Raw genomic sequence first — 22069 nt, forward strand, 5'->3', positions numbered from 1 at the left:
GCTGGCCCCGGCCAGCCGTGTCACATTGAGGAAAATATGTTACTGATATTACGCACTATTATCGTAGTGATTTATTCAATATTGCTGAGTTTTTTTGGCTGTATCTGGTGCCTGTTCTCGCCACGTAATCCGCGCCACGTTGCGACCTTTGGTCACCTGTTTGGCAAATTATCGACGCTGTTTGGGCTTAAAGTTGAGCTTCGTCGGCCCGAAGGCGCGGATAACTACGGCAACGCGATTTACATCGCTAACCACCAGAACAACTACGATATGGTCACCGCAGCCAAGATTGTGCAGCCAACAACGGTTACCGTCGGTAAAAAAAGCCTGTTGTGGATACCTTTTTTTGGTCAGCTTTACTGGCTGACCGGCAACCTGCTGATCGATCGTGACAACCGCGCCAAAGCACACGGGACGATCGGTGAGCTGGTGGATCAGTTTAATAAAAAACGCATCTCCTTCTGGATGTTCCCGGAGGGCACGCGCAGCCGTGGTCGTGGGTTGTTACCCTTTAAAACCGGGGCATTTCATGCCGCCGTTGCCGCAGGCGTGCCGATCATTCCGATTGTGGTATCGAATACTCACGGCAAGATTAACCTCAACCGCCTGAAAAACGGACTGGTGATTGTGGAAATGCTGCCGCCGGTGGACGTGAAACAATTCGAATCCTCTTCGGTGCGCAAGCTGGCGACTCACTGCCGGGAATTGATGGCGGCCAAGCTGGAAGAGCTGAACGCCGAAGTCGAAGAACGCGAAAAAAACGGTAAAATCTAACCGATAAGCCCTTTATCGGACTATTCTGCATGGATGCCCCACGGCGAGTCAGCATGACGTTGCTCGCCGTGCACGCAGCACAGCAATGACAGCAATAAAAACAGAGTTGGCGGTTCAGCGCCACGCGTAAAAGGTCTGAAATTCAATGTCTTTCAGCAGACGTCAGTTTATCCAGCTTTCTGCCGGTGCGGCGCTCAGTGCCGCGCTTGTGCCTCATGCGGCGCGTGCCGCTTCTGCGGGCGGTGATACGCCCCTGCCTGTCCCGCCGCTACTGGAATCTCGCCGCGGTCAGCCGCTGTTTCTCACCCTGCAGCGCAGCCACTGGTCGTTTAACGGCGATAACAATAAAGTCCCGGTCTGGGGCATCAACGGCATGTACCTCGGCCCCACGGTGCGCGTGTACAGCGGTGATGATGTCAAACTGATTTACAGCAACCGCCTCAATGAACCCGTTTCAATGACGGTCAGTGGCCTGCAGGTGCCGGGCGCACTGATGGGCGGCGCGCCGCGCATGATGTCAGCCGGGGTCGACTGGGCGCCGGTTTTACCCATTCGCCAGAGTGCCGCGACCTGTTGGTATCACGCCAACACGCCAAATCGCATGGCCCCGCACGTGTACAACGGCCTGGCGGGCATGTGGTTGATTGAGGATGACATCAGCAAGCAGCTACCTTTGCCGAAACACTATGGCGTGGATGATTTCCCCCTGATTATTCAGGATAAACGGCTGGATAACTTTGCCACGCCGGTTTATGACCCACCGGGCGACGGCGGTTTTCTCGGCGATACGCTGCTGGTTAACGGTGTGCGTAACCCTTTTGTCGAGGTATCACGTGGCTGGGTCCGTCTGCGGTTACTCAACGCCTCCAATGCGCGGCGTTATGAACTGAGCCTCAGTGACAACCGGCCCTTCACGGTGATTGCCAGCGATCAGGGCTTTCTGCCGTCACCCGTCGCCGTACAGCGCTTAACTCTGGCGCCGGGCGAACGGCGTGAAGTCTTAGTGGATATGTCGCAAGGGGATGAAGTCTCCATCACGGCAGGCACGGCGGCGGGCATTATGGATCGTTTGCGCGGTTTCTTTGAGCCCTCCACGATCCTGACCTCAACGCTGGTGCTTACGCTGCGGCCTACCGGCCTGCTGCCGCTGGTGACGGATAACCTGCCGATGCGTTTGCTGGCCGATCAGATTCTGGATGGCGCCTCGGTGCGCACGCGTGAGTTCCGCATTGGCGACAGCCTGCCGGGCATCAATGGTGCCGTCTGGGATATGAACCGCATTGATTCTACCGCACAGCAGGGCACGTTCGAACGCTGGATTATTCGCGCCGATCGTCCGCAATCTTTCCACATCCAGGGCGTCATGTTCCTGATTAAGAGCGTAAACGGCGCTCAGCCCATGGGCGAAGATCGCGGCTGGAAGGACACGGTCTGGGTGGACGGAGACGTAGAGCTTCTGGTGAGCTTTACGCAAAGTTCTTCTGAGCATTTTCCGTTTGTCTATCACAGCCAGACGCTGGAACTGGCGGATCGCGGCACGGCAGGTCAGCTGCTGACGCAACCTACGCTGTCTTAGCGGCACTCGTGCTTCAACAGGGCAGGAGAGCCTCTCCTGCCCGTGCCCTTCGGAGATTAAAACCGAAGAAGCTGCAGCATCAGCTGGGGCATCTGGTTGGCCTGAGCCAGCATCGCTACGCCGGCCTGCTGTAAAATCTGCGCCTGTGACAGCGCCGATACTTCTGTCGCGTAATCAACATCCTCTATCCGGCTCCGTGCGGCAGTGAGATTGGTTACCATGCTCCCGAGGTTGGTGATAGCGGACTGAAAGCGGTTCTGGTCTGCCCCCATCATGCTGCGTTGCGCGTCAACGAACTGAATCGCCCGGTCAATATCAGTCAGAGGCGAGTTCCCCGTCGCTGTCCCGTTCGCTCCGCCAGTCACTGCGCCTTTCAGAACGTCAAAACCCTCTGCGGCAACCGTACGTGCGGCCCCGTTAACGGTGTCACCTGATGTCATCTGCCGGACGTTGAGCGCGGTGCCGGTTGTTCCCGCTTTTAGCAGGTTGTACCGGTCACTCGAATCAATATCGATGCTGATGGTTTCACCGTCTTCCGCACCGACCTGAAAGCGATACTCGGACGCACCCGATCCGGTATTCAGCACCTTAATGCCATTGAAATCCGTTTGCGCCGTAATGCGGTTAATTTCCTCCATTCGCTGGTTCACTTCGGTCTGAATCGAGTCGATATCCGCAGCGGAGTTGCTTCCATTTTGTGCCTGTACCGTCAGGTCGCGTATACGTTGCAGGTTGTTATTTATTTCATCGAGCGCGCCCTCAGCGGTTTGTGACAGCGAAATACCCTCACCGGCGTTTCGGGTGGCAACCGTCATTCCGTTGATCCTTGAGGTCAGACGGTTAGCTATCGCCATCCCGGCAGCATCATCTTTAGCGCTGTTAATGCGGAGTCCGGAAGAGAGGCGTTCAATGGCCGTCGACATCGCGTTTTGCGAAAGGAAAAGGTCATTCTGAACGATCAATGACAGGATATTGGTATTGATAACCGACATGACAGGCTCCTGGGTTGATAACGTTACGCTTTACTTCACTGCGCCTTAATGCCGCGATCCCTTGAACGGGGGCGGGCAGGCAGCAGAGCCAGGCTAAAAGATCATAACGTTAATCATTATCACCCCAGTTATCAGACCGGCACAGTCAGTCAGCCCGGCGGTGTGTTGCAAAGCGTGACGCGCTGACAGGAAACGGAGCCACCAGCAGGCTGAGCCCGTTTTTAAACGGCACAGATAACCGTATTGCTGGCGGATAGGGCAAGGTTTTAGAGGGGGGATTTGACTTAACGAGGCGCAGGATGTGGCGATGTGCAGGCGAGCCGCTCATCTTGTGCCGGAGAAGACGAATGCGCCTGACGCAGGCTGATCATCAATGATGTCCTTTGACACAGATTTTAAAAAATCTTAAAACTCCCCGTTCCCGCGCAGCCATAAAAAAAGCCTCCCCCAGCCGGGAGAGGCGATGCGTACCCACTCTCTTGTTAAGTCGAGGCAGGCGATGGTCAGCCGTTGAACGTATCCGGGTCAGGCCCCAGGCGATTACCGCTGTCCAGCTTCGCAATCTCGCTCATTTCTGTCTTATCCAGACGGAAATCAAACACCTTGAAATTTTCTTCAATGCGCGCAGGCGTGACGGATTTAGGGATCACCACCAGGCCGCTGTCCAGGTGCCAGCGGATGACGATTTGCGCCGGGGTTTTACCGTATTTTTTCGCCAGCGATTTGATGATGTCCTGATCGAATACGCCTTCACCGCCCTGGGCCAGCGGACTCCAGGATTCAGTCTGAATCTGGTGCATGGCGTTCCAGGCATGGAGCGTGCGCTGTTGCAGCATGGGATGCAGCTCGATCTGGTTGATGACCGGAGTCACGCCCGTCTCTTCCAGCAGCCGCTTCAGGTGCGGCTGATTAAAGTTGCACACGCCGATGCTCTTCACCAGGCCCTGCTGCTGCAGCGCGATCATGTGTTTCCAGGCTTCAACGTAGTGATCATTCTCAGGACACGGCCAGTGCATCAGATAGAGGTCAACCTGATCCAGCTTGAGTTTTTCCAGGCTGGTTTCCAGCGCCTGCTGAACGTTTTGCTGGTCGCTGTTCCACAGCTTGGTCGTGACAAAGATATCGTCACGCGCGACCTCCGTTTCCTGTAGCGCCTGACCTATGGCTTCTTCATTTTTATACGCGGCGGCGGTATCAATTGAGCGATAGCCGACCTCCAGCGCTTTCAGCACGGCATGACGGGCATCTTCGACGCTGGCTTGCCACACGCCAAGTCCCAGTTGCGGCATCATGTTACCATCGTGCAGTTTGATAATGGGTTGGTCTGCCATAACATGCTCCTTACATTTGCAGTAAACCAGTGAGTCCTCGCTGTGCTTAAGTCTAGCTAACAATTTTCAGGCTGCCTGTGAACCGCACAGGATAACCCTGCCTGATCCTGTAAACTTCTTGCCTGATTCTCCATTTTGCTGGCGAATTAACCAGGCGCGCGGCAAACTGCTGTTTTATTTTCTGGAGTGATTATGCCTCACGACGCATTGTGCCAACGTCTGGCTCAGCAGGTGGTCACGCTGATGACACATGGCCGTCACCAGCGGTGTCCGGTAGAAAACGTTTCTTTGATTTACGCCGATCAGTATCGTCCGCGCACGCCCATCATGTATCAGCCGGGCATCGTCATTCTGTTTCAGGGCGGTAAAACCGGCTATCTCGGCAGTACGGTTTTTCAGTACGACGCCACAAAATATTTAATGCTGACCGTGCCCTTGCCGGTCGAATGCGAAACCTGGGCCTCACCGGAGCAGCCGTTGGCCGGAATGTGTTTACGCGTGGACACGGCCAGTCTGCAGGATCTGCTGATGGATATAGGTGACGACGAAGGGTTTCAGCCACAGCCGCTCACCTCCGGTATTCACTCCGGCTGGTTAACCGAGCCCATGTTGTGTGCCGCAGAACGCCTGCTGGATGTGATGACGCAGCCGCGCGATGCGCGCGTGCTGGGGCCGCATATTGTGCGGGAGATTATTTATTACGTGCTGACCGGGCCGATAGGCGGCGCGCTGCTCTCGCTGGTGAGTCGGCAGACGCAGTTCAGCCAGATCGCCCGCGCGCTGCGCCGCATTGAGAATCACTATGCCGATAACCTCAGCGTGGATGCGCTGGCGGCGGAAGTGAACATGAGCGTGTCGGCGTTTCACCATAACTTTAAGGCCGTCACGCAGACGTCGCCGTTACAGTACCTTAAACGTTATCGTCTGCATCAGGCGCGGTTGCTGATGTTGCACGATGGCCTGAAAGCCAGCGTGGCGGCCGTGCGGGTTGGCTATGAAAGTCCGTCGCAATTTTCGCGTGAGTTTAAACGCTATTTTGGCGTGACGCCGGGAGAGGAAGTGAATCGGGTGCGCCAGACGGTGGCCGAACCGCCCGCCTGACGCTACCCGCTGTCAGGCGTGTTTCTGGCGACGTTTTTTCCAGATCACGATGACGCTGCCGACCAGGCCGACCACCAGTAGCACCATCGGCAGTATCATCAGGATCGCCATGACCTGATCTTCATGACGTTTGATAAAGGGCACCTGGCTGATACCGTAACCCAGCGTGACCACGATGCCGACCCAGAGCAGGCCGCTGAGCCAGTTAAACAGCTGGAAACGGGCATTAGACAGTCCGGAAATGCCCGCCATGGTAGGCAACAGGGTACGAATAAACGCCAGAAAGCGGCCAACCAGAAGCGCCATCAGACCATGGCGGTTGAACATATTCCAGGCGCGTTGATGATATTGCGCCGGCAGCTGCATCAGCCAGCTCTTCACCAGCTTCGTGTTGCCCAGCCAGCGCCCCTGCAGATAACTCAGCCAGCAGCCCAGACTGGCGGCGACCGTGAGTATCACCAGCGTCGGGAAAAAGTCCATCACGCCTTTAGCCACCATGGCACCGGCCAGTAGCAAGAGGCTGTCGCCAGGCAAAAAAGAGGCAGGTAACAAACCATTTTCCAGGAATAGCGTCATAAACATTACGCTGTAAACGATCCAGACCACTTCTGGATTGGCCAGCGCGGCAAAGTCCTGATGCCAAAGCGCGTGCACAATCTCGTGTAAAACACCCATTAGCTATCCCATTACGTCAAAATGAAACTCAATTGTTCTGTTCAGACCTGGCTGACCTCTTACTTCCCGCCACAGCATTGCGCGGTGAAGGGGTAAAATGTTGCGGTTCTTCTGCTGACTGAACACTTTTTTATAGATCGAATGTTAACAGCTAACCAGCCATGACCGGGTGTAATATCACGACGGTCGGCGCCTGGTTTATATCATGTTTACTATTTTAGCGCGTCAGGCGATCAAAGCCTGCCTCAAGATCGACCAGCAGGTCATCGACATGCTCAAGACCAATGTGGAGCCGTATCAGCGTCCCCTCAAAGTCAACGCCACCGGCCGGGCGAATGGCCGCTAACTCTTCGGGCTGGTTGGCTAAAATCAGTGACTCATATCCACCCCAGGAATAAGCCATGCTGAAGTGATGAAAATGGTCGAGATAATTCGCCAGCTGTTCACGGCTCAGTTTTTGCCGCAGCACGAATGAAAATAAACCGCTGCTGCCGGTGAAGTCACGCTGCCAGAATGCATGCCCGCGGCACGAGGGCAGCGCCGGATGGTTAACCCGCGCCACTTCAGGGCGCGCAGAAAGCCACTCTGCTACCTGCAGCGCACTCTCTTCATGCTGGCGCAGGCGCACGCCCAGCGTACGTAAGCCACGGCTTGCCATGTAAGCCGTATCGGCATCCACCATCTGGCCCATCAGGTAGCTGTTTTCGCGCAGTTGATCCCAGCAGCGGGCGTTGGCGACAGCGGTGCCAATCATGGCGTCACTGTGGCCGATCAGGTATTTCGTTCCAGCCTGAATAGAAATATCCACGCCCAGGGCCAGCGGGCTGAACAGCACGCCTGCCGCCCAGGTGTTGTCGATCATAATGATGGCGTCTGGCGCTTTAGCGCGTATCGCCGCAACGATAGCCGGCACGTCCTGCACTTCCATGGTGATGGAGGCGGGAGATTCCAGGAAAACCACGCGGGTGTTAGGCTGAACCAGCGCGGCGATGTCGTGACCAATACAGTGATCAAACCAGGTGGTCGAGACCTGGAGCTTGCTGAGTATTTTTGTGCAGAAGTCCTGAGTCGGTTCGTAAACGGCGCCGCTCATTAAAATGTGGTCGCCCGCTTCGACAAACGCGAGGATGGCATTGGAGACGGCTGCTGCGCCGCAAGGATAGAGAACACAGCCCGCGCCGCCCTCCAGCTCCGTCATGGCATCCTGCAAGGCGAAATGCGTCAGGGTGCCGCGACGGCCGTAAAACAGTTCGCCCTTCGCGCGCCCTGCGGTGGCCCGTTTTTTCTCTGCAACGCTATCGAAAACCAGTGAAGAGGCTCGCTGAATGACCGCATTCACCGAGCCTTGGGTATAACGCTTGTTGCGTCCAGCGCTGACGAGGGTGGTATCAATTTTTTTCGTGGTCATAACTCTCTACTTTGCCGCTTGCAACTCAGCCTTCACGTTACCACGAATTTTGCAGCGACGTTGAGGGGCAAAACAGATTATTGACGCAGCAGCAGGGAGATTTCCCGGGCCGCCTCCTGCAGCAGCGGCAAATGGTGCTGGCGCAGCGTATCGGCAGAAACCTGCCCGGCATGCACGCCCACGTTGAGCGCGGCCACTATTCGGCCCCCCGGCGCGCTGAGCGGCACGGCGAGAGATCGCAGCCCGATTTCCAGTTCCTGATCGTTAATGGCGTAGCCCTGCTGCCTGACGCGCGCCAGTTCTTCACGCAGCGCGCTGCTGCTTACCAGCGTATGACTGGTATAACGCAGCTGAGTCAAGCGCGCCAGGTAATCGTTAAGCGGTTCACTGGCCAGGCCGCTTAACAGCACTCTTCCCATGGAGGTGGTGCTGGCAGGCAGGCGGCTGCCGATGTGCAGGTCAATCGTCATAATGCGCGATGCCGACGCACGGGCGATGTAGAGAATGTCGTCCCCGTCCAGTACCGCCATCGAACAGGACTCGTTCAGCGTCTGGCTGAGCTGACGCAAAACCGGCTGCGAGGCGCTGGCAAGCGGCGTTGCGCCTAACCAGTTGTGGCCGAGAGAGAGCACGCGCGGACGCAGTTCAAAGTTTTTGCCATCCTCCGCATACACAAACCCCAGCTTGCTCAGCGTATACAGACAGCGCCGCACGGCCGCACGGGGAATGCCCGTACGCTGACTGATTTGCGACACGGACATCAGGCGGCGCTGTGGCGTAAACGCCTGTAGCACTTCCAGTCCCCGCGCCAGGGAGGCCATAAAATTGGGATCGCCTTTCCAGGGATCGCTGTTACCGCGCAGTCGTTGTTGTTCATCCGTCATGGTTTTCTCCTGTCAGTGGCTTGATGCACGCACGCCTGTGTGCGCGATCACAATGTCCTGTTTTATCCCGTCAGTGACCGATAATCGCACACTATTTCGATTATCGGTATTGTTTGCTGTCACAGAGCGATCTACTTTTTGGCTATTCACGACAAGCCGGCCTGTGCCGGGCGAAAGGAAGAGCAGATGATCGATAAAAGTGTGGCAACGCTGGCAGAGGCCGTTGCGGTGATACCGGACGGGGCCAGCATCATGATTGGCGGATTTGGACCCGCAGGCCAGCCCCTGGAGCTGATTGATGCGCTGATTGACCATGGCGTGCGTGGGCTGACGGTGATCAGCAACAACGCGGGCAACGGCGAAAGTGGCCTGGCCGCGCTGCTGAAGGCCGGCTGTGTTGAGAAGATGATTTGCTCTTTTCCCCGCCAGGTCGATTCCTGGGTGTTCGACGAACGCTATCGCCGGGGAGAAATTGCACTGGAGCTGGTGCCGCAGGGCAACCTTGCCGCCAGAATGCAGGCGGCAGGGAGCGGGCTGGGGGGGATTTTCACGCCAACCGCCTTTGGTACACCGCTGGCGGAGGGCAAAGAAACCCGTGAAATCGACGGTCGTCATTACGTATTTGAAAAGCCGCTCAAGGCTGATTTTGCCCTGATCAAAGCGCATCGGGGCGACCGCTGGGGCAACCTTGTTTACCGCAAAGCGGCACGAAATTTTGGTCCGGTGATGGCGATGGCCGCTACGACCACGATTGCGCAGGTGGCAGAACTGGTGCCGCTCGGCCAGCTCGATCCTGAAAACGTCGTCACGCCGGGTATTTTTGTGCAGCGGCTGGTGGCCGTGGCTAATCCCGTAACCCTGACCCTTTCCGCCTGAGGAGTAGGCTATGCAAAAACTCACCCGAGACCAACTGGCACAGCGCGTGGCGCGCGATATTCCTGAGGGCGCCTACGTCAATTTGGGCATCGGCCTGCCCACCCGCATTGCCAACTATCTGCCTGCAGATAAAGAGATCTTCCTGCACAGCGAGAATGGGCTCCTCGGCATGGGGCCCGCTCCCGTCGCCGGAGAGGAGGATCCAGAGCTGATCAACGCCGGGAAAGAGCAGGTAACGCTGCTGCCTGGCGGCTGTTTTTTCCACCACGGCGACTCGTTTGCCATGATGCGCGGCGGGCATCTGGATATCTGCGTGATGGGGGCCTATCAGGTGTCTGTCGGCGGCGATCTGGCTAACTGGAGCACTGGGGCGCAAGACGCGATTCCTGCCGTAGGCGGGGCGATGGATCTTGCCATCGGCGCGCGCAAAGTCTATGTGATGATGGATTACCTGACCAAAAAAGGGGAGTGCAAGCTGGTCAAACAGTGCAGCTATCCGCTTACCGGTCTGGGCTGCGTCAGTCGCCTCTATACCGATATGGCCGTGATCGATATTACCCCACAGGGCCCACTGGTGGTGGAGTGCTGCCCCGGGCTGAGTTTTGATGCGCTGCAGGCGTTAACGCCGGTGCGTTTATTGCAACCTGAACTGGCTACCGCCTGAGGAGAAGCTGATGCAACAGGCGTTTATCTGCGATGCACTCCGTACGCCCTTTGGCCGTTACGCGGGCGCGCTTGCCAGCCTGCGTGCTGACGATCTGGCTGCTTTACCCTTAGCGGCGCTGTTAGCCCGCCAGCCGGCTTCGGTGGCGCAGGCTATTGACGATGTGATTTACGGCTGCGCAAATCAGGCGGGAGAAGACAACCGTAACGTGGCGCGCATGGCGCTGTTACTGGCCGGGCTGCCGTCCAGCGTGCCGGGCACCACGCTCAACCGTTTGTGCGGCTCGGGGCTGGATGCCATCGGCACGGCCGCCCGGGCGATCAAATGCGGTGAGGCCGAAATAATGATAGCGGGCGGCGTGGAGAGCATGTCGCGCGCGCCCTTTGTGACCGGCAAAGCAGACAGCGCGTTTAGCCGTTCCCTGAAAATGGAAGACACGACGATGGGATGGCGCTTCATCAACCCGCAGATGCGCGCTCGCTTTGGTGTCGAAACCATGCCGGAAACGGCAGAAAACGTAGCGCGTGATTTCGCTATCAGCCGCGCCGATCAGGATGCTTTTGCCCTACGTAGTCAGGTGCGTACCGCCCGGGCGCAGGAAATGGGCCTGTTTAGTGACGAACTGATGGCGGTGAGCATCCCGCAGCGCAAAGGCGAAGCCCTGAACGTCACCTGTGACGAGCATCCGCGCAGCACCTCGCTCGCGGCGCTGGCAGGCCTGAAAGGCGTGGTCAGCCCGGACGGCAGCGTGACGGCGGGTAACGCATCGGGCATTAACGATGGGGCCTGCGCCTTGCTGCTGGCAAGCGAGCGCGCGGCGGCAGAACATGGACTCACGCCGCTGGTGCGGGTGGTGGCGATGGCGGCCTGTGGCGTGGAGCCGCGCATTATGGGCTATGGTCCGGTACCTGCCGTGCGTAAAGTGCTGGCTCAAAGTGGCCTGACGCTGGCGCAAATGGACGTGATCGAATTAAATGAGGCTTTCGCTGCCCAGGCGCTGGCGGTGACGCGCGCACTGGGACTGGCCGATGATGCTGCCCATGTGAATCCCAACGGCGGCGCGATTGCGCTGGGACATCCGCTGGGCGCGTCAGGCGGCAGGCTGGCCATGACCGCAGCGTATCAGCTGCGGCGCACGGGCGGCCGTTACGCGCTGTGCACCATGTGCGTGGGCGTGGGGCAAGGCATCGCACTCATTCTGGAACGGGTATAACCAATGTCTCTTTACCGCGCCATGTTTATGGCCTCTCCCCTTGACGACTGCTTTAGCGATACGGCGTTGTTACAGGGAATGCTGGATTTCGAAGCCGGGCTGGCACAGGCGCTGGCCACGGCAGGCGTGATCGATCACGCCTCCGCTCACTGTATTCAGGCCTGTTGCCAGGCGCAGGCGATCGATACGGCGGCGCTGACGCAGGCGGCGGGCCTGGCGGGCAACCTGGCGATTCCGCTGGTTAAACAGCTCACTGCCGTGGTTGCGGCGACGTCGCCCGAGGCCGCGCGCTATGTGCACTGGGGCGCAACCAGTCAGGATGCCATCGACAGCGGACTGATGCTGCAACTGCGCACTGCGCTTAACGACACGGCTTCGCTGCTGGATCGGCTGATTGCCGCCCTGACGATTCAGTGCGAGCGGCACAGCACGACGCTGATGGTCGGCCGGACCTGGCTGCAGCACGCGCTGCCGGTGACGTTAGGCCTGAAGCTGGCGGGCACGCTGGATGCGCTGGTGCGTTTTCGTGCGCGACTGACGGCCATGCGGCCGCGGGTGCTGGTGCTGCAGTTTGGCGGGGCGGCGGGCACGCTGGCGTCCCTGGGGGAAAAGGGCGAACGCGTAGAGCAGGCGTTGTCTGATGTGCTGGCGCTGCCGCGAAGCGCTACGCCCTGGCATGCGCAGCGCGACAGAATCACCGAGCTGGCGGGCTGGTATGCCGGTCTTACCGGTACGCTGGGCAAGCTGGCCCGGGACATGTCGCTTCTGATGCAGAGCGAAGTCGGCGAGGTCAGTGAACCCCTGGCGCCGGGGCGCGGGGGATCTTCTACCATGCCGCACAAACGGAACCCGGTGCTCTGCGCGGCGATTCTCAGCGCGGCCAACCGGGTGCCGGCCCTGATGTCAGGTCTGTATGCCGGTCAGGTTCAGGAGCACGAGCGTGCGCTGGGCGGCTGGCAGGCCGAGTGGCAGAGCCTGCCGCAACTGATTATGCTCAGCGGCGCGGCGCTGGTGCACAGCACAGAGCTGATCGACGGACTGGAAGTCCATGAAGAAGCCATGCAACGCAATCTCGGCCTGACACAGGGGCTCATCATGGCGGAAGCGGTCACGCTGGCGCTGGCAGACGCGCTGGGACGGCAGCAGGCCCATCATCATATTGAACAGTGCTGCCGTCGGGCGCTGGCGACGCAGCAGCGTTTGCTGACCGTCCTGTGCGCGGATGAAACCGTTGCCTCGCACCTGAGTCGGCCCGAACTGGAGAGGCTGCTCGATCCGGCGAACGCCACGGGCAGCGCGTCACGCTTTATTCACCAGGTTTTAGCGGCTGCGAGGGCCACATGATGTTGCATTACGTACTTGAGGGGCCAGACGATGCCCCGGTGATTTTATTCAGTAACTCCTTAGGCACAACGTCCGAGATGTGGCAGCCGCAGCGTGATGCGTTGATAGGGACGTATCGCCTTTTGCGTTACGACGTTCCCGGCCACGGTGCTTCGGCACCGAACGGACAAACCCGCTCGCTGGAACAGCTGGGGATGGCGGTCCTGTCGCTGCTGGACCAACTGGGCATCGACAGGGTGCACTTCTGCGGCATTTCAATGGGCGGGCTGACCGGACTCTGGCTGGCGCGTTTTCATCCGCAACGCCTAATCACGCTCACGATCGCCAACAGCGCGGCAAAGATCGGCGAGTCGGCCGCCTGGCGAGAGCGGGCCGCGCAGGCTCGTCAGTACGGCATGGCCGCCATTGCAGAGGGCGCGGCGGCACGCTGGTTTACCCCGGCCTTCTGTGAACGTGCGCCTGCGACGGTAAACCATCTGGTATCCCAGCTCAGCGACTGTGACGCCGACAGCTACGCTGACTGTTGTGAAGCCCTGGCGACAGCCGATTTGCGCCACGAACTGGCGGCGATTTCGTTACCCGTGCTGGTGATTGCCGGGCGTGACGACAGGGTTACGACCCTGGCCGATGCAGACAGCATGGTTGAACAGATCCCGGGTGCGCAGCGTGTCGTGCTGCCCGCCTCGCACTTGTCCAGCGTCGAGGTCTGGCTGGCGTTTAACCGCGCGCTGCAGCCTTTTATTGACGCACAGCTGACCCAGCAGCAGCGCTACCAGCAGGGCATGACCGTACGCCGGGCGGTGCTCGGCGACGCCCACGTTGAGCGGACGCTCGAAAACCTGTCGCCGCTGAATGATGAGTTTCAGAACTTTATCAGCCGCTACGCCTGGGGCGAGATATGGACCCGGCCCGGCCTGACTCGCCACACGCGCAGCCTGATCACCATCGGCATGCTGATTGCGCTCAACCGCGAAGCGGAGCTGAAAATGCACCTGCGGGCCGCGTTCAATAACGGCGTCAGCCGGGATGAAATCAAAGAGTTGCTGATGCATGCTGCGCTCTACTGCGGCCTGCCAGCATCCAACGCCGCGTTCCATCTGGCGCAGAGCGTTTTCGATGAGCAGGACAGCGCCCAGTAAACTGCGCTGTCAGACAGGCACGTCCAGCACCCGTTGCCGCAAGGCCGCCACCAGCTGCAGCTGCTCGGGTGGTGGCGCGTGCTGCTGGCGGGTCAGGATGCCGACCGCCTCAGCCATCCCCTGGCTGGGAAGCGGCAACGTGCGTAGCTGGTTGCTGGTCAGGTCGTCGCGCACCGCGCCGTAGGGCACCAGCCAGACGTAGCCGTGGCTCAGCGTCAGACGGCGCGCCAGCGTGGTTGACAGGGTTTCCACTGCGCCATCCGGTAATCTCAGGCCATGGCTGGTCATCAACGATTCGGCATTCTGGCGCGGCACCGTGCCGCGTGGCGACAGGATCAGCGGCCAGCTCAGGGCTTCAGCCAGCGTTACGCCAGCATGCAGCAGAGGATGATGTGGGGCCACAACCAGACGCAGGGTTTCCAGATACAGCAGCTCGAAGTTCAGGCCATCCATCAATACGGGTTCGGCCATGCGCCCAATCCCCAGCGCCATCTGCCCTGATTTTATTCCCATCAGCAACGCATCATTTGCCAGCGTGCTGACCTGAATGCGCCAGCCCGGATAGTGCTGCTGCAGGCCAGCTAGTACCGGCGCCACCACGCTGACAATGGCGGTAGGCAGTGCGCCAATGTGCATCGGTCCGGGCTGCGGCGCACTGCCGGGACGCATCACCTGGTCCACAATATTCAGCGCATCGAGAATACGGATGGCATCGTGCAGGAATCGCGTGCCGCTGGCGGTGAGTTCCGTCCCCTGGCGGCTGCGCAGCAACAGCGGCTCACCGGCAAGGTATTCGAGTTCGTTGAGGGTCTTGGACAGGGCGGGCTGGGTAATCCCCAGATGGAGCGCGGCGCGCCCCAGCGTCCCCTGCTGTGCAGTGGCCACAAAAGCGTGAAGATGGCGCACGCGCACGCGCTGACTAAACCGGGAAACCCTATCCATGACTCATGTTATGAATTTGCCGCCGAAGCGGCAAGGACATTGTCGTGGGCAGATTAAGGTTCAGACATCAAAGAACACGGTTTCGTTTTCACCCTGCAGCCAGATATCGAACCGGTAGACCGTCTCGTCGCCGCGCTGTTCACGCCGCGCCAGCAAGGTGCGACGTCGCTTCTCCCATTCGATCACATTCAGTACCGGATCGGCGTCATTTGCCGCCTGTTCATCGGCGAAGTAGAGCCGGGTGTTCAGTCCGATGTTAATGCCGCGCGCCACAATCCACAGGTTAAGATGCGGCGCCATGGGGCGACCGTCGCGCCCGGTCACGCTACCGGGTTTGATCGTTTTGATACGCCAGATCCCGCTGTCGAAGTCGGAGCAGGTCCGTCCCCAGCCACGAAACGCCGGGTCCAGCGGCTTATCGTGCTGCCGATCGGCGGGATGGTTGTAACGCCCTTCGGCATTCGCCTGCCACACTTCAATCAGCACGTCGCGCACCGGCGTGCCGGAACCGTCGTAAACGCAGCCTTCTACCACAATGCGCTCGCCGCGCGTTTCCGGTTGGGTCAGCACCTCACTAAAGTTGTTTTCAAAAATGTCGAAGCCCGCCGCATGGGGCGCCAGACCAATGTGCACATAAGGTCCGGCGGTTTGTGACGCCGTTTCGGCAAGATAGCGTTTCATGATGCCGCCCCCTGAGTGCGGTTTTCGAACCAGGTTGCGCGGTGCCCGCGCAGGACCAGGTCAAAGCGGTAGGCCAGGCAGTCCAGTGGCACGGCAGAGTGGGTATCCAGCTCGGCAATCAGCGTGCGCACGGCCGCTTCGCTGCCGACTGACTGAACAATGGGACAGCCGCCGATCAGCGGATCGCCCTCGAAATACATCTGGGTAATCAGGCGCTGGGCAAAGGCTTCGCCAGAGAGTGAGAAATGAATATGCGCCGGACGCCAGTCACTCACCTGATTCCGCCACGGGTAGGGACCGGGCTTAATGGTGCGGAAGCAGTAGTAGCCGTTATCGTCGGTCAGCATGCGACCGCACCCGCCAAAATTTGGATCAATGGGCGCAAGATACTGATCTTTTTTGTGACGATAGCGCCCCCCGGCATTGGCCTGCCATACCTCAACCAGCGCGTTGCGCACCGGCTGACCAAATGCATCCCGCACGTAGCCATGCACAATAATCCGTTCGCCGATGGGTAAACCCTCTTTGGCGTAATTGAGGATAAGGTCACTGTCTCGTGGTCCGAGCTCCTGCTGGGTGAACACCGGTGCCGTGATTTCGGATAGCGAATTCTGCAAAGAAATCAGCGCGTTGCGTGGCGAGCGCAGCAGACTTGTTTTATACAAAGGCGCAAGCGCCGGTGGGTGATCACGATAGTCACGATGAACCAGTTCGCGGGCGGGCCAGTCATTTTTCATCCAGGCATCCTTATTATTTTCGGTACAGAGCGGGAAGTGTAGGAAGCGCAACTTGTAAAAGAAAAGTGAAAAATCGTCGGCTTTGTCATAACCAAAAATCATGACCAGTTACACATTGACGAAATGTTCCAACTGGTTCATAACAATTGCCAATCTCCGTTAGCAGAATGCCTCGCTGCTGACCGGCTGCTTTAAGGTCACCCCGTGACCGCTTATCAGGAGGCAACAATGAAACGTTCTGTCGCAACGGTCTCGGTATCGGGCACGCTGCCGGAAAAACTGCGAGCAATTGCCGCCGCAGGCTTCGATGGCGTTGAAATTTTCGATAACGATCTGGTCTATTATCCCGGCTCACCCGTGGAAATCCGCCAGCTGTGTGAAGCGCTCGGGCTGGAAATCTTGCTGTTTCAACCTTTCCGCGACTTCGAAGGCGGCCCCCGTGACAGGCTGGCGCAAAACCTGGCGCGCGCGGCGCGCAAGTTTGAGGTCATGCAACAGCTGGGCTGTCAGCGGATGCTGGTCTGCAGCAATGTCTCACCCGACTGCAGTGACGACTTCGCCACACAGGTCAGCGATCTCACCGCTCTGGCAGAGCTGGCGGCTGAGCACGGTATTACTCTCGGTTATGAGGCGCTGGCCTGGGGACGACACGTCAGCCTGTGGCGCGACGCCTGGGCCCGCGTCAAGGCCGTCAACCATCCCGCGCTGGGGATCGTGCTCGACAGTTTTCATATTCTGTCGCGCGGTGACAGCCTGGACGGGCTGGAAGCGGTCCCGACGGAGAAAATTGTGTTCGTACAGCTGGCGGATGCACCGCTGCTAAAAATGGATGTGCTGTCGTGGAGTCGCCACTTCCGCTGTTTTCCCGGCCAGGGCGAATTCAATCTGACTCAGTTTATGACGCAACTGTCGGCGCATGGCTACCGGGATGCCTGGTCGCTGGAAATTTTCAACGATGGATTCCGCGCCTCGCCGGTGGTGCCTACCGCGCAGGATGGTTACCGATCGCTGCTGTGGCTGGAGGAGCAAACCCGTGACTGGCTGGTCGGACAGCCGCTGCTGCCGAGCGCGCTGGCCTCCCTGGCCGGGGAAGGGCTGTTCCACTCTGCGCCCCAGCCGCCGCTGTTGTCGCTGGAGTTCATTGAGTTTGCCGTCAGCCACAATGATGCTTTTGCACTCGGACAGTGGCTGACGCAGCTTGGCCTGGTTCATGCGGGCGATCATCGCTCCAAGCAGGTGTCGCTGTATCGTAACGGCAAGGTGCATGTGATTCTGAATGCGCAGCCGGAGAGCCAGGCCAGCGGGTATTATCATCAGCACGGTATTTCGCTGTGTGCGGTGGCCTGGCGGGTTCGCGGGGTCGATAAGCTGATCACGCGCGCGCAGGATTACGGTTACGCCATCTGGCAGGGGGAAACCGGCCCCAACGAACGCCAGATCCCGGCGTTATGTGCGCCTGACGGCAGCCTGATTTATCTGGTGGAAGATGAGCCTGCCGGTCAAGACGGCTACCACAGCGACTTCCACTTAACGCACCGCGCCGCGCCCCAGCCTGCGATGCAGACCATCGACCATCTGGCGATTGCCCTGCCGGATGATACGCGCGATAACTGGATTATGTTCCTGCGTAGCGTGCCGGGTTTTGTGCAGGATACCGAGTGGGAACTGCCCGATCCGCTGGGGTTGGTGCGTAGCCGCGTGCTGCGAAGCCCCAACGATGCGATTCGCCTGCCGCTAAACATGTCGGTCAGTCGGGAAACCCAGATAGCCCGCGCTTTAACGACCTATCAGGGCGCAGGGTTGCAGCACGTCGCCTTTGGCTGTGACGATCTGTTCAGTGCGGTAAAGGCCGCGCGCGAACGTGGGCTGAAAACCTTGCACATTCCCGATAACTATTATCAGGACCTGATGGCGCGTTTCGATCTCGACGCCGATTTTCTGGCGCAGCTGCAGCGTTACGATGTGCTGTACGATCGGGACGAACAGGGCGGGGAGCTGCTGCACGTCTATACGCTTCCCTATGAAAAGGGCCGCTTCTTCTTTGAGCTGCTGGAACGACGTGGCGGCTATCGTGGCTTTGGCGCGGCCAATGCTCCCGTGCGGCTGACCGCCATGCGGTAAGACGTTGATGGGCCAGTTTCGCTGGCCCGCTATCCTGCTCAGACCGCTTCTCTGCCCGTTCTCGCCCGCTCAAATCCGCCCGATCCCGCTCACAATCCTTTGCCGATAACGGAACCCATGCTGCCAAAAAAATTGTCTTTTTTAACAATCTATTAACGCAGATTTGGCGTTTAATTCGCGCATAATCGTGCGATAAACGCACAAAATTTCGATTATCGCCGTTTAACGCATTACAGCGCCTGCATATAGTAACCCCACATTACGTATTTCACCGGAGAGTCACCGTGGCGGAAAGCAAAGCAATTGATGTTCGGGCGTTAATCGACAGCCGCCCGCTGGGGATGTGGCAAAAAATGGTGGTGCTGTTTGGCTTCTGCATCATCGCCCTCGATGGGTTTGATATTGCCATCATGGGGTTCATTGCACCTGAACTGAAAGCGGACTGGGGCATCACCAATCGCGAACTGGGGCTGATCATCAGCGCTGCCCTGGTGGGGCTGGCGCTGGGCGCAATGCTCTCCGGCCCGCTGTCAGACAGGCTGGGTCGCAAAGTCGTGATTATTAACAGCGTGTTCTTTTTTGGCGCCTGGACGCTGATAACCGCCTTTTCGCAAAATATGGAACAGATGATCCTGTTCCGTTTTCTGACCGGTCTGGGATTAGGCGCGGCGATGCCCAACGTGGGCACGCTGGTGGCCGAGTTTGCTCCTGCCAGACGACGGGCATTCCTTATCACCGTGGTGTTTTGTGGCTTCACGTTTGGCGCAGCGCTGGGTGGCTTTGCCGCCTCCTGGCTGATGCCGCACTTTGGCTGGCATTCTGTCCTGATGCTGGGCGGGATCCTGCCAATGCTGTTCGTGCCGTTACTGCTCTGGGCGCTGCCGGAATCGGTGTGCTTTTTAGTGGTAAGGCGTGCCGCCAGCAAAAAAATTCACCGTATTCTGGCTAAGCTGGCACCGGATCTGGATCTGCAGCAGTGCAGCGTCGAACTGCCGCCGGTCAGCAAGGCCAGGGCGCAGCCGGTAAAAGTCGTACTTAACGACCAGTACCGGTTTGGCAGCCTGATGCTGTGGGGCGCCTATTTTACCGCACTGTTTTTATTCTATACCCTGGGCAGCTGGCTCCCCATGCTGATCAAGGATAACGGTTTTGACGTGGTGCAGGCCGCCATTATCACGGCTCTGTTCCAGGCGGGCGGAACCTGCGGTTCGCTGTTTTCGGGCTGGCTGATGGACAGGATTGAATCGCACCGGGCGCTGTCGATGATTTACGGCGCGGGCGCGCTGTTCACGGTGGGGATGGGATTTTCGCTGGCGCACCCGGTGCTGCTGGGCGGTTGCGCCATGATGATCGGCTTCTGCATCGGTGGCGCTAACACGGGAATGAATGCGCTTTCGGCCAGCTTTTATCCCACCGAGGCGCGTGCAACGGGCTCCAGCTGGATGCACGGCGTAGGGCGCATCGGGGCCATTCTCAGCGCGCTGGTGGGGGCAGAGATGCTGGCGCTGGGCTGGGGGTTCGCCACTATTTTCGCCGTGCTGGCCATCCCGGCCCTGTTAACGGTGGCGATGATAACGGCCAAGGGGCGCAGTCAGCAGCGCCAGGCGGGCGAAAGAAGCACGCCTTCCCGCTGGGGGATAAGCCCTGGCGATATCCGCTAATCACCCGCCACCGGGCCAGGCTTTGTGGACGTGTCGCCTGCTCAGGGCTGACAGCCCGGGGATGCCGCCAGCGGGTTCTGCGGCGGCGTGATCAACGGAGGAGCGGCGTTGTAGTGCGGAGTGGTACAGGGCGGTAACGATTGCGCCTGCGGCGACCTGAGCAAGGCATCCGGTGAAAACAGAGAGGGCTCTGCCGGGCTGACATGGATGGCTGAGTCTGATTCGGGAGCCGCACGGAACGGCGGGCGCACGTTGCGCCTTCGCGTTTTATCCGACTGATGACCGTAGTGAAAACGCTTTAGTCTGCCCGGCGGCGCCGCATTGCGTGAGGCGTGGATAAAACGAATCAGGGCCACGCTGCGCAACTGGCGACTGAAACACTTCACGATGCCGGATGAGGGTTTACCTGACTCATAACAGCGCCTGAAAAAGTGCAGGGTGATCAGCGTGTTGGTCGCCGCATAACAGGCACCAGAGCAGGATGAGATCATGTTTGAACCCGGCAGCAGCAGCGACACAAATAACAGGCAGCGGGATAGCCACAGCAGCATCGTCCGGTCTGGCGTCGTGATGGGGAGCGGTGACGAGCCGTCTGCAGAACGGGCGGGCGCAGTAAGCGGCCCTGTGGCGTCAGCGCGATGGCCGTCAGGACCAGGCAATATCGAAGCGTGCGCAGCGCGTGATGCGTGATCTTGCGCGCGTGCACGGTTAAAGCCTATACGGCGATCCCGTAATAAGCGCTGCTGTCGTTTCCGACGTAAAAGTGACGTTAGGCTGGTTATGATTGTGTTGCTCATAGGCTGTTTATCGTTATGTTTGCGCACCCACCGTTCGCAGAGGCTAACCGCTGCGCCCGAAAGCGATTTTTCACATACTCGCTTCTCTGACAATCAAAATGCCGATTTATGCTGACTCTCGTGTAATTAATTGGCCCGATAATAAAATACGCTGCCTTGGGCGCTCAGGGTCTTGTAGCTGGCGCAGGATAAGCTCAGCCGCCTGGCGGCCGGTTTCTTCACTGGCGGAGGAAACATAGGTAAAAGAGGGCGAGGTGAGGTTCACGTGCAGCATGTCCTCAAAGCCCATCAGAGCGACCTGTTGGGTCAGAAACACGTCTTTACCCACGGTGCGACCGGTGTGATGAATACCGGACATCGCCCCGATTATCGCATCCGGAGAGTGACAGAGCAGCGCGGTAATGGTGTTGTTTTGCTCCAGTAACTGACGCGTGGCAAAGGCGGCTGAGTGGGTATCGTCACGGCAGGATGGCGTAAATCCTTCCCTTACGGCCAGCCCGTGTTGAGTCAGGGCGCTGCGAAACCCCAGTAAGCGCTGCTGACGGATCAGGTCGCCTTCAATTCCCCCAATATAGGCAATATTGCGGTGACCGCGTTCAATCAGATAGCGGGTCGCCAGGTGGGCGGCCTGGTGGTTGTCACGCATGACCAGATTACACTTCTCCGCCAGCAGCGACTGGGACACCACCACCAGGGGTAAAGGGCAGTGAAGAAGCTGCGACGGCAGGCTGGCATTTCGTCTGTCTGACGCCAGACAGACAACGCCAGCGACGCCCTGCTGTTTAAAGGAGAGCAGGCAGCGCGTCAGCGATTCGCCGTCGTCAGTGGGCTGCCCCAAAAACACCATATAGCCCTGCTTTTCCAGCTGCTGCACAAGGCTTGCCATGACCTTCACGGAGAAACTGTCGCTGAAATCACGCAGAATCAGACCGATAAGGTTAGAGGTGCTGGCGCGCAGGTTGGCGGCTGCCACATTCTGAACGTAGTCGAGCGCATCAATGGCGGCGTGAACTTTCCTGATGGTGGCATCGGATATTTTTCCTTTTTGACGCAGCACCAGCGAGACGGTCGAAACCGACACGCCGGCGTGTTTAGCCACATCAGTAATGCTGACTCTCTTCAAACCTGCTCCCTGAAATTCACCTGCTCAGCC

The 22069-nt window shown here is 58.9% G+C and carries 20 protein-coding genes and 1 pseudogene; 11 read left to right on the plus strand and 10 right to left on the minus strand.

From position 1 onward, the window contains the following. Positions 1 to 36: 36 nt before the first annotated feature. Positions 37 to 774 (plus strand): 1-acylglycerol-3-phosphate O-acyltransferase, encoded by a 738-nt coding sequence (locus tag QLG08_RS12385; protein WP_014594628.1) that lies wholly within the window; start codon positions 37 to 39, stop codon positions 772 to 774. A gap of 145 nt (positions 775 to 919) precedes the next feature. Continuing rightward, positions 920 to 2350, plus strand: a complete 1431-nt coding sequence (gene ftsP, locus QLG08_RS12390) for a cell division protein FtsP (RefSeq protein ID WP_013027227.1) — start codon at positions 920 to 922, stop codon at positions 2348 to 2350. 56 nt (positions 2351 to 2406) lie between these two features. Here the strand turns inward: ftsP and QLG08_RS12395 are convergent, their stop codons facing one another. Next, a complete protein-coding gene (locus QLG08_RS12395; RefSeq protein ID WP_176018372.1) occupies positions 2407 to 3342 on the minus strand; it encodes a flagellin in 936 nt (311 codons plus the stop codon). Positions 3343 to 3845: 503 nt separating this feature from the next. Continuing rightward, on the minus strand, positions 3846 to 4673 hold the full coding sequence (dkgA, locus tag QLG08_RS12400; protein WP_014594626.1) for a 2,5-didehydrogluconate reductase DkgA: 828 nt from the start codon (positions 4671 to 4673) through the stop codon (positions 3846 to 3848). 192 nt (positions 4674 to 4865) lie between these two features. On the opposite strand from dkgA, the gene QLG08_RS12405 reads away from it, so the two are divergent. Next, on the plus strand, positions 4866 to 5774 hold the full coding sequence (locus QLG08_RS12405; RefSeq protein ID WP_014605038.1) for an AraC family transcriptional regulator: 909 nt from the start codon (positions 4866 to 4868) through the stop codon (positions 5772 to 5774). Positions 5775 to 5786: 12 nt separating this feature from the next. Here QLG08_RS12405 and QLG08_RS12410 read toward each other — a convergent pair whose 3' ends face one another. The 3 genes from QLG08_RS12410 to QLG08_RS12420 all read right to left on the minus strand — a co-directional run bounded on the left by QLG08_RS12410 (position 5787) and on the right by QLG08_RS12420 (position 8741). Continuing rightward, complete coding sequence (locus QLG08_RS12410) at positions 5787 to 6449, minus strand: DedA family protein (protein WP_013027223.1); 663 nt, start codon at positions 6447 to 6449, stop codon at positions 5787 to 5789. 217 nt (positions 6450 to 6666) lie between these two features. Next, complete coding sequence (gene metC / locus QLG08_RS12415) at positions 6667 to 7857, minus strand: cystathionine beta-lyase (protein WP_013027222.1); 1191 nt, start codon at positions 7855 to 7857, stop codon at positions 6667 to 6669. Between the two features lie 77 nt (positions 7858 to 7934). Then, complete coding sequence (locus QLG08_RS12420; RefSeq protein ID WP_013027221.1) at positions 7935 to 8741, minus strand: IclR family transcriptional regulator C-terminal domain-containing protein; 807 nt, start codon at positions 8739 to 8741, stop codon at positions 7935 to 7937. 186 nt (positions 8742 to 8927) lie between these two features. On the opposite strand from QLG08_RS12420, the gene QLG08_RS12425 reads away from it, so the two are divergent. The 6 genes and pseudogenes from QLG08_RS12425 to pcaC all read left to right on the plus strand — a co-directional run bounded on the left by QLG08_RS12425 (position 8928) and on the right by pcaC (position 13977). After that, complete coding sequence (locus QLG08_RS12425) at positions 8928 to 9617, plus strand: 3-oxoacid CoA-transferase subunit A (protein WP_015699502.1); 690 nt, start codon at positions 8928 to 8930, stop codon at positions 9615 to 9617. Between the two features lie 10 nt (positions 9618 to 9627). Beyond that, positions 9628 to 10281 carry a 3-oxoacid CoA-transferase subunit B gene (locus QLG08_RS12430; RefSeq protein WP_013027219.1) on the plus strand — a complete coding sequence of 218 codons (654 nt, stop codon included), beginning with the start codon at positions 9628 to 9630 and terminating at the stop codon, positions 10279 to 10281. Positions 10282 to 10291: 10 nt separating this feature from the next. Further along, a complete protein-coding gene (gene pcaF, locus QLG08_RS12435; RefSeq protein ID WP_282472953.1) occupies positions 10292 to 11494 on the plus strand; it encodes a 3-oxoadipyl-CoA thiolase in 1203 nt (400 codons plus the stop codon). 3 nt (positions 11495 to 11497) lie between these two features. After that, positions 11498 to 12838 (plus strand): 3-carboxy-cis,cis-muconate cycloisomerase, encoded by a 1341-nt coding sequence (locus QLG08_RS12440; protein ID WP_282472954.1) that lies wholly within the window; start codon positions 11498 to 11500, stop codon positions 12836 to 12838. After that, positions 12835 to 13581: pseudogene (gene pcaD / locus QLG08_RS12445) on the plus strand (3-oxoadipate enol-lactonase); the annotation flags it as partial. The gene QLG08_RS12440 and the pseudogene pcaD, both read left to right, overlap by 4 nt. A gap of 9 nt (positions 13582 to 13590) precedes the next feature. Further along, positions 13591 to 13977 (plus strand): 4-carboxymuconolactone decarboxylase, encoded by a 387-nt coding sequence (pcaC, locus tag QLG08_RS12450; RefSeq protein ID WP_210497953.1) that lies wholly within the window; start codon positions 13591 to 13593, stop codon positions 13975 to 13977. Positions 13978 to 13986: 9 nt separating this feature from the next. Here pcaC and QLG08_RS12455 read toward each other — a convergent pair whose 3' ends face one another. The 3 genes from QLG08_RS12455 to pcaH are packed head-to-tail and all read right to left on the minus strand — an operon-like array spanning position 13987 to position 16337. After that, complete coding sequence (locus QLG08_RS12455) at positions 13987 to 14919, minus strand: LysR substrate-binding domain-containing protein (RefSeq protein ID WP_013027215.1); 933 nt, start codon at positions 14917 to 14919, stop codon at positions 13987 to 13989. 60 nt (positions 14920 to 14979) lie between these two features. Next, entirely contained in the window at positions 14980 to 15600 is a 621-nt protein-coding gene (gene pcaG / locus QLG08_RS12460; protein WP_013027214.1) for a protocatechuate 3,4-dioxygenase subunit alpha, read from the minus strand. Continuing rightward, entirely contained in the window at positions 15597 to 16337 is a 741-nt protein-coding gene (pcaH, locus tag QLG08_RS12465) for a protocatechuate 3,4-dioxygenase subunit beta (protein WP_282472955.1), read from the minus strand. Before pcaH ends, pcaG begins: the two co-directional genes overlap by 4 nt. A 228-nt stretch (positions 16338 to 16565) precedes the next feature. Between pcaH and QLG08_RS12470 the strand changes: the two genes are divergently transcribed. Next, on the plus strand, positions 16566 to 18458 hold the full coding sequence (locus QLG08_RS12470; protein ID WP_019104837.1) for a sugar phosphate isomerase/epimerase and 4-hydroxyphenylpyruvate domain-containing protein: 1893 nt from the start codon (positions 16566 to 16568) through the stop codon (positions 18456 to 18458). Positions 18459 to 18742: 284 nt separating this feature from the next. Next, entirely contained in the window at positions 18743 to 20119 is a 1377-nt protein-coding gene (locus QLG08_RS12475) for an aromatic acid/H+ symport family MFS transporter (RefSeq protein WP_019104836.1), read from the plus strand. Between the two features lie 41 nt (positions 20120 to 20160). Here QLG08_RS12475 and QLG08_RS12480 read toward each other — a convergent pair whose 3' ends face one another. Both QLG08_RS12480 and malI read right to left on the minus strand, forming a co-directional pair. After that, on the minus strand, positions 20161 to 20778 hold the full coding sequence (locus QLG08_RS12480; protein WP_231858597.1) for a hypothetical protein: 618 nt from the start codon (positions 20776 to 20778) through the stop codon (positions 20161 to 20163). A 244-nt stretch (positions 20779 to 21022) separates the two neighbouring features. After that, a complete protein-coding gene (gene malI, locus QLG08_RS12485; protein ID WP_013027209.1) occupies positions 21023 to 22039 on the minus strand; it encodes a Mal regulon transcriptional regulator MalI in 1017 nt (338 codons plus the stop codon). Between the last annotated feature and the right edge of the window lie 30 nt (positions 22040 to 22069).

The sequence above is a fragment of the Pantoea sp. V106_11 genome (genome assembly GCF_029967885.1).
GTDB classification, from domain to species: Bacteria; Pseudomonadota; Gammaproteobacteria; order Enterobacterales; family Enterobacteriaceae; genus Pantoea; species Pantoea ananatis.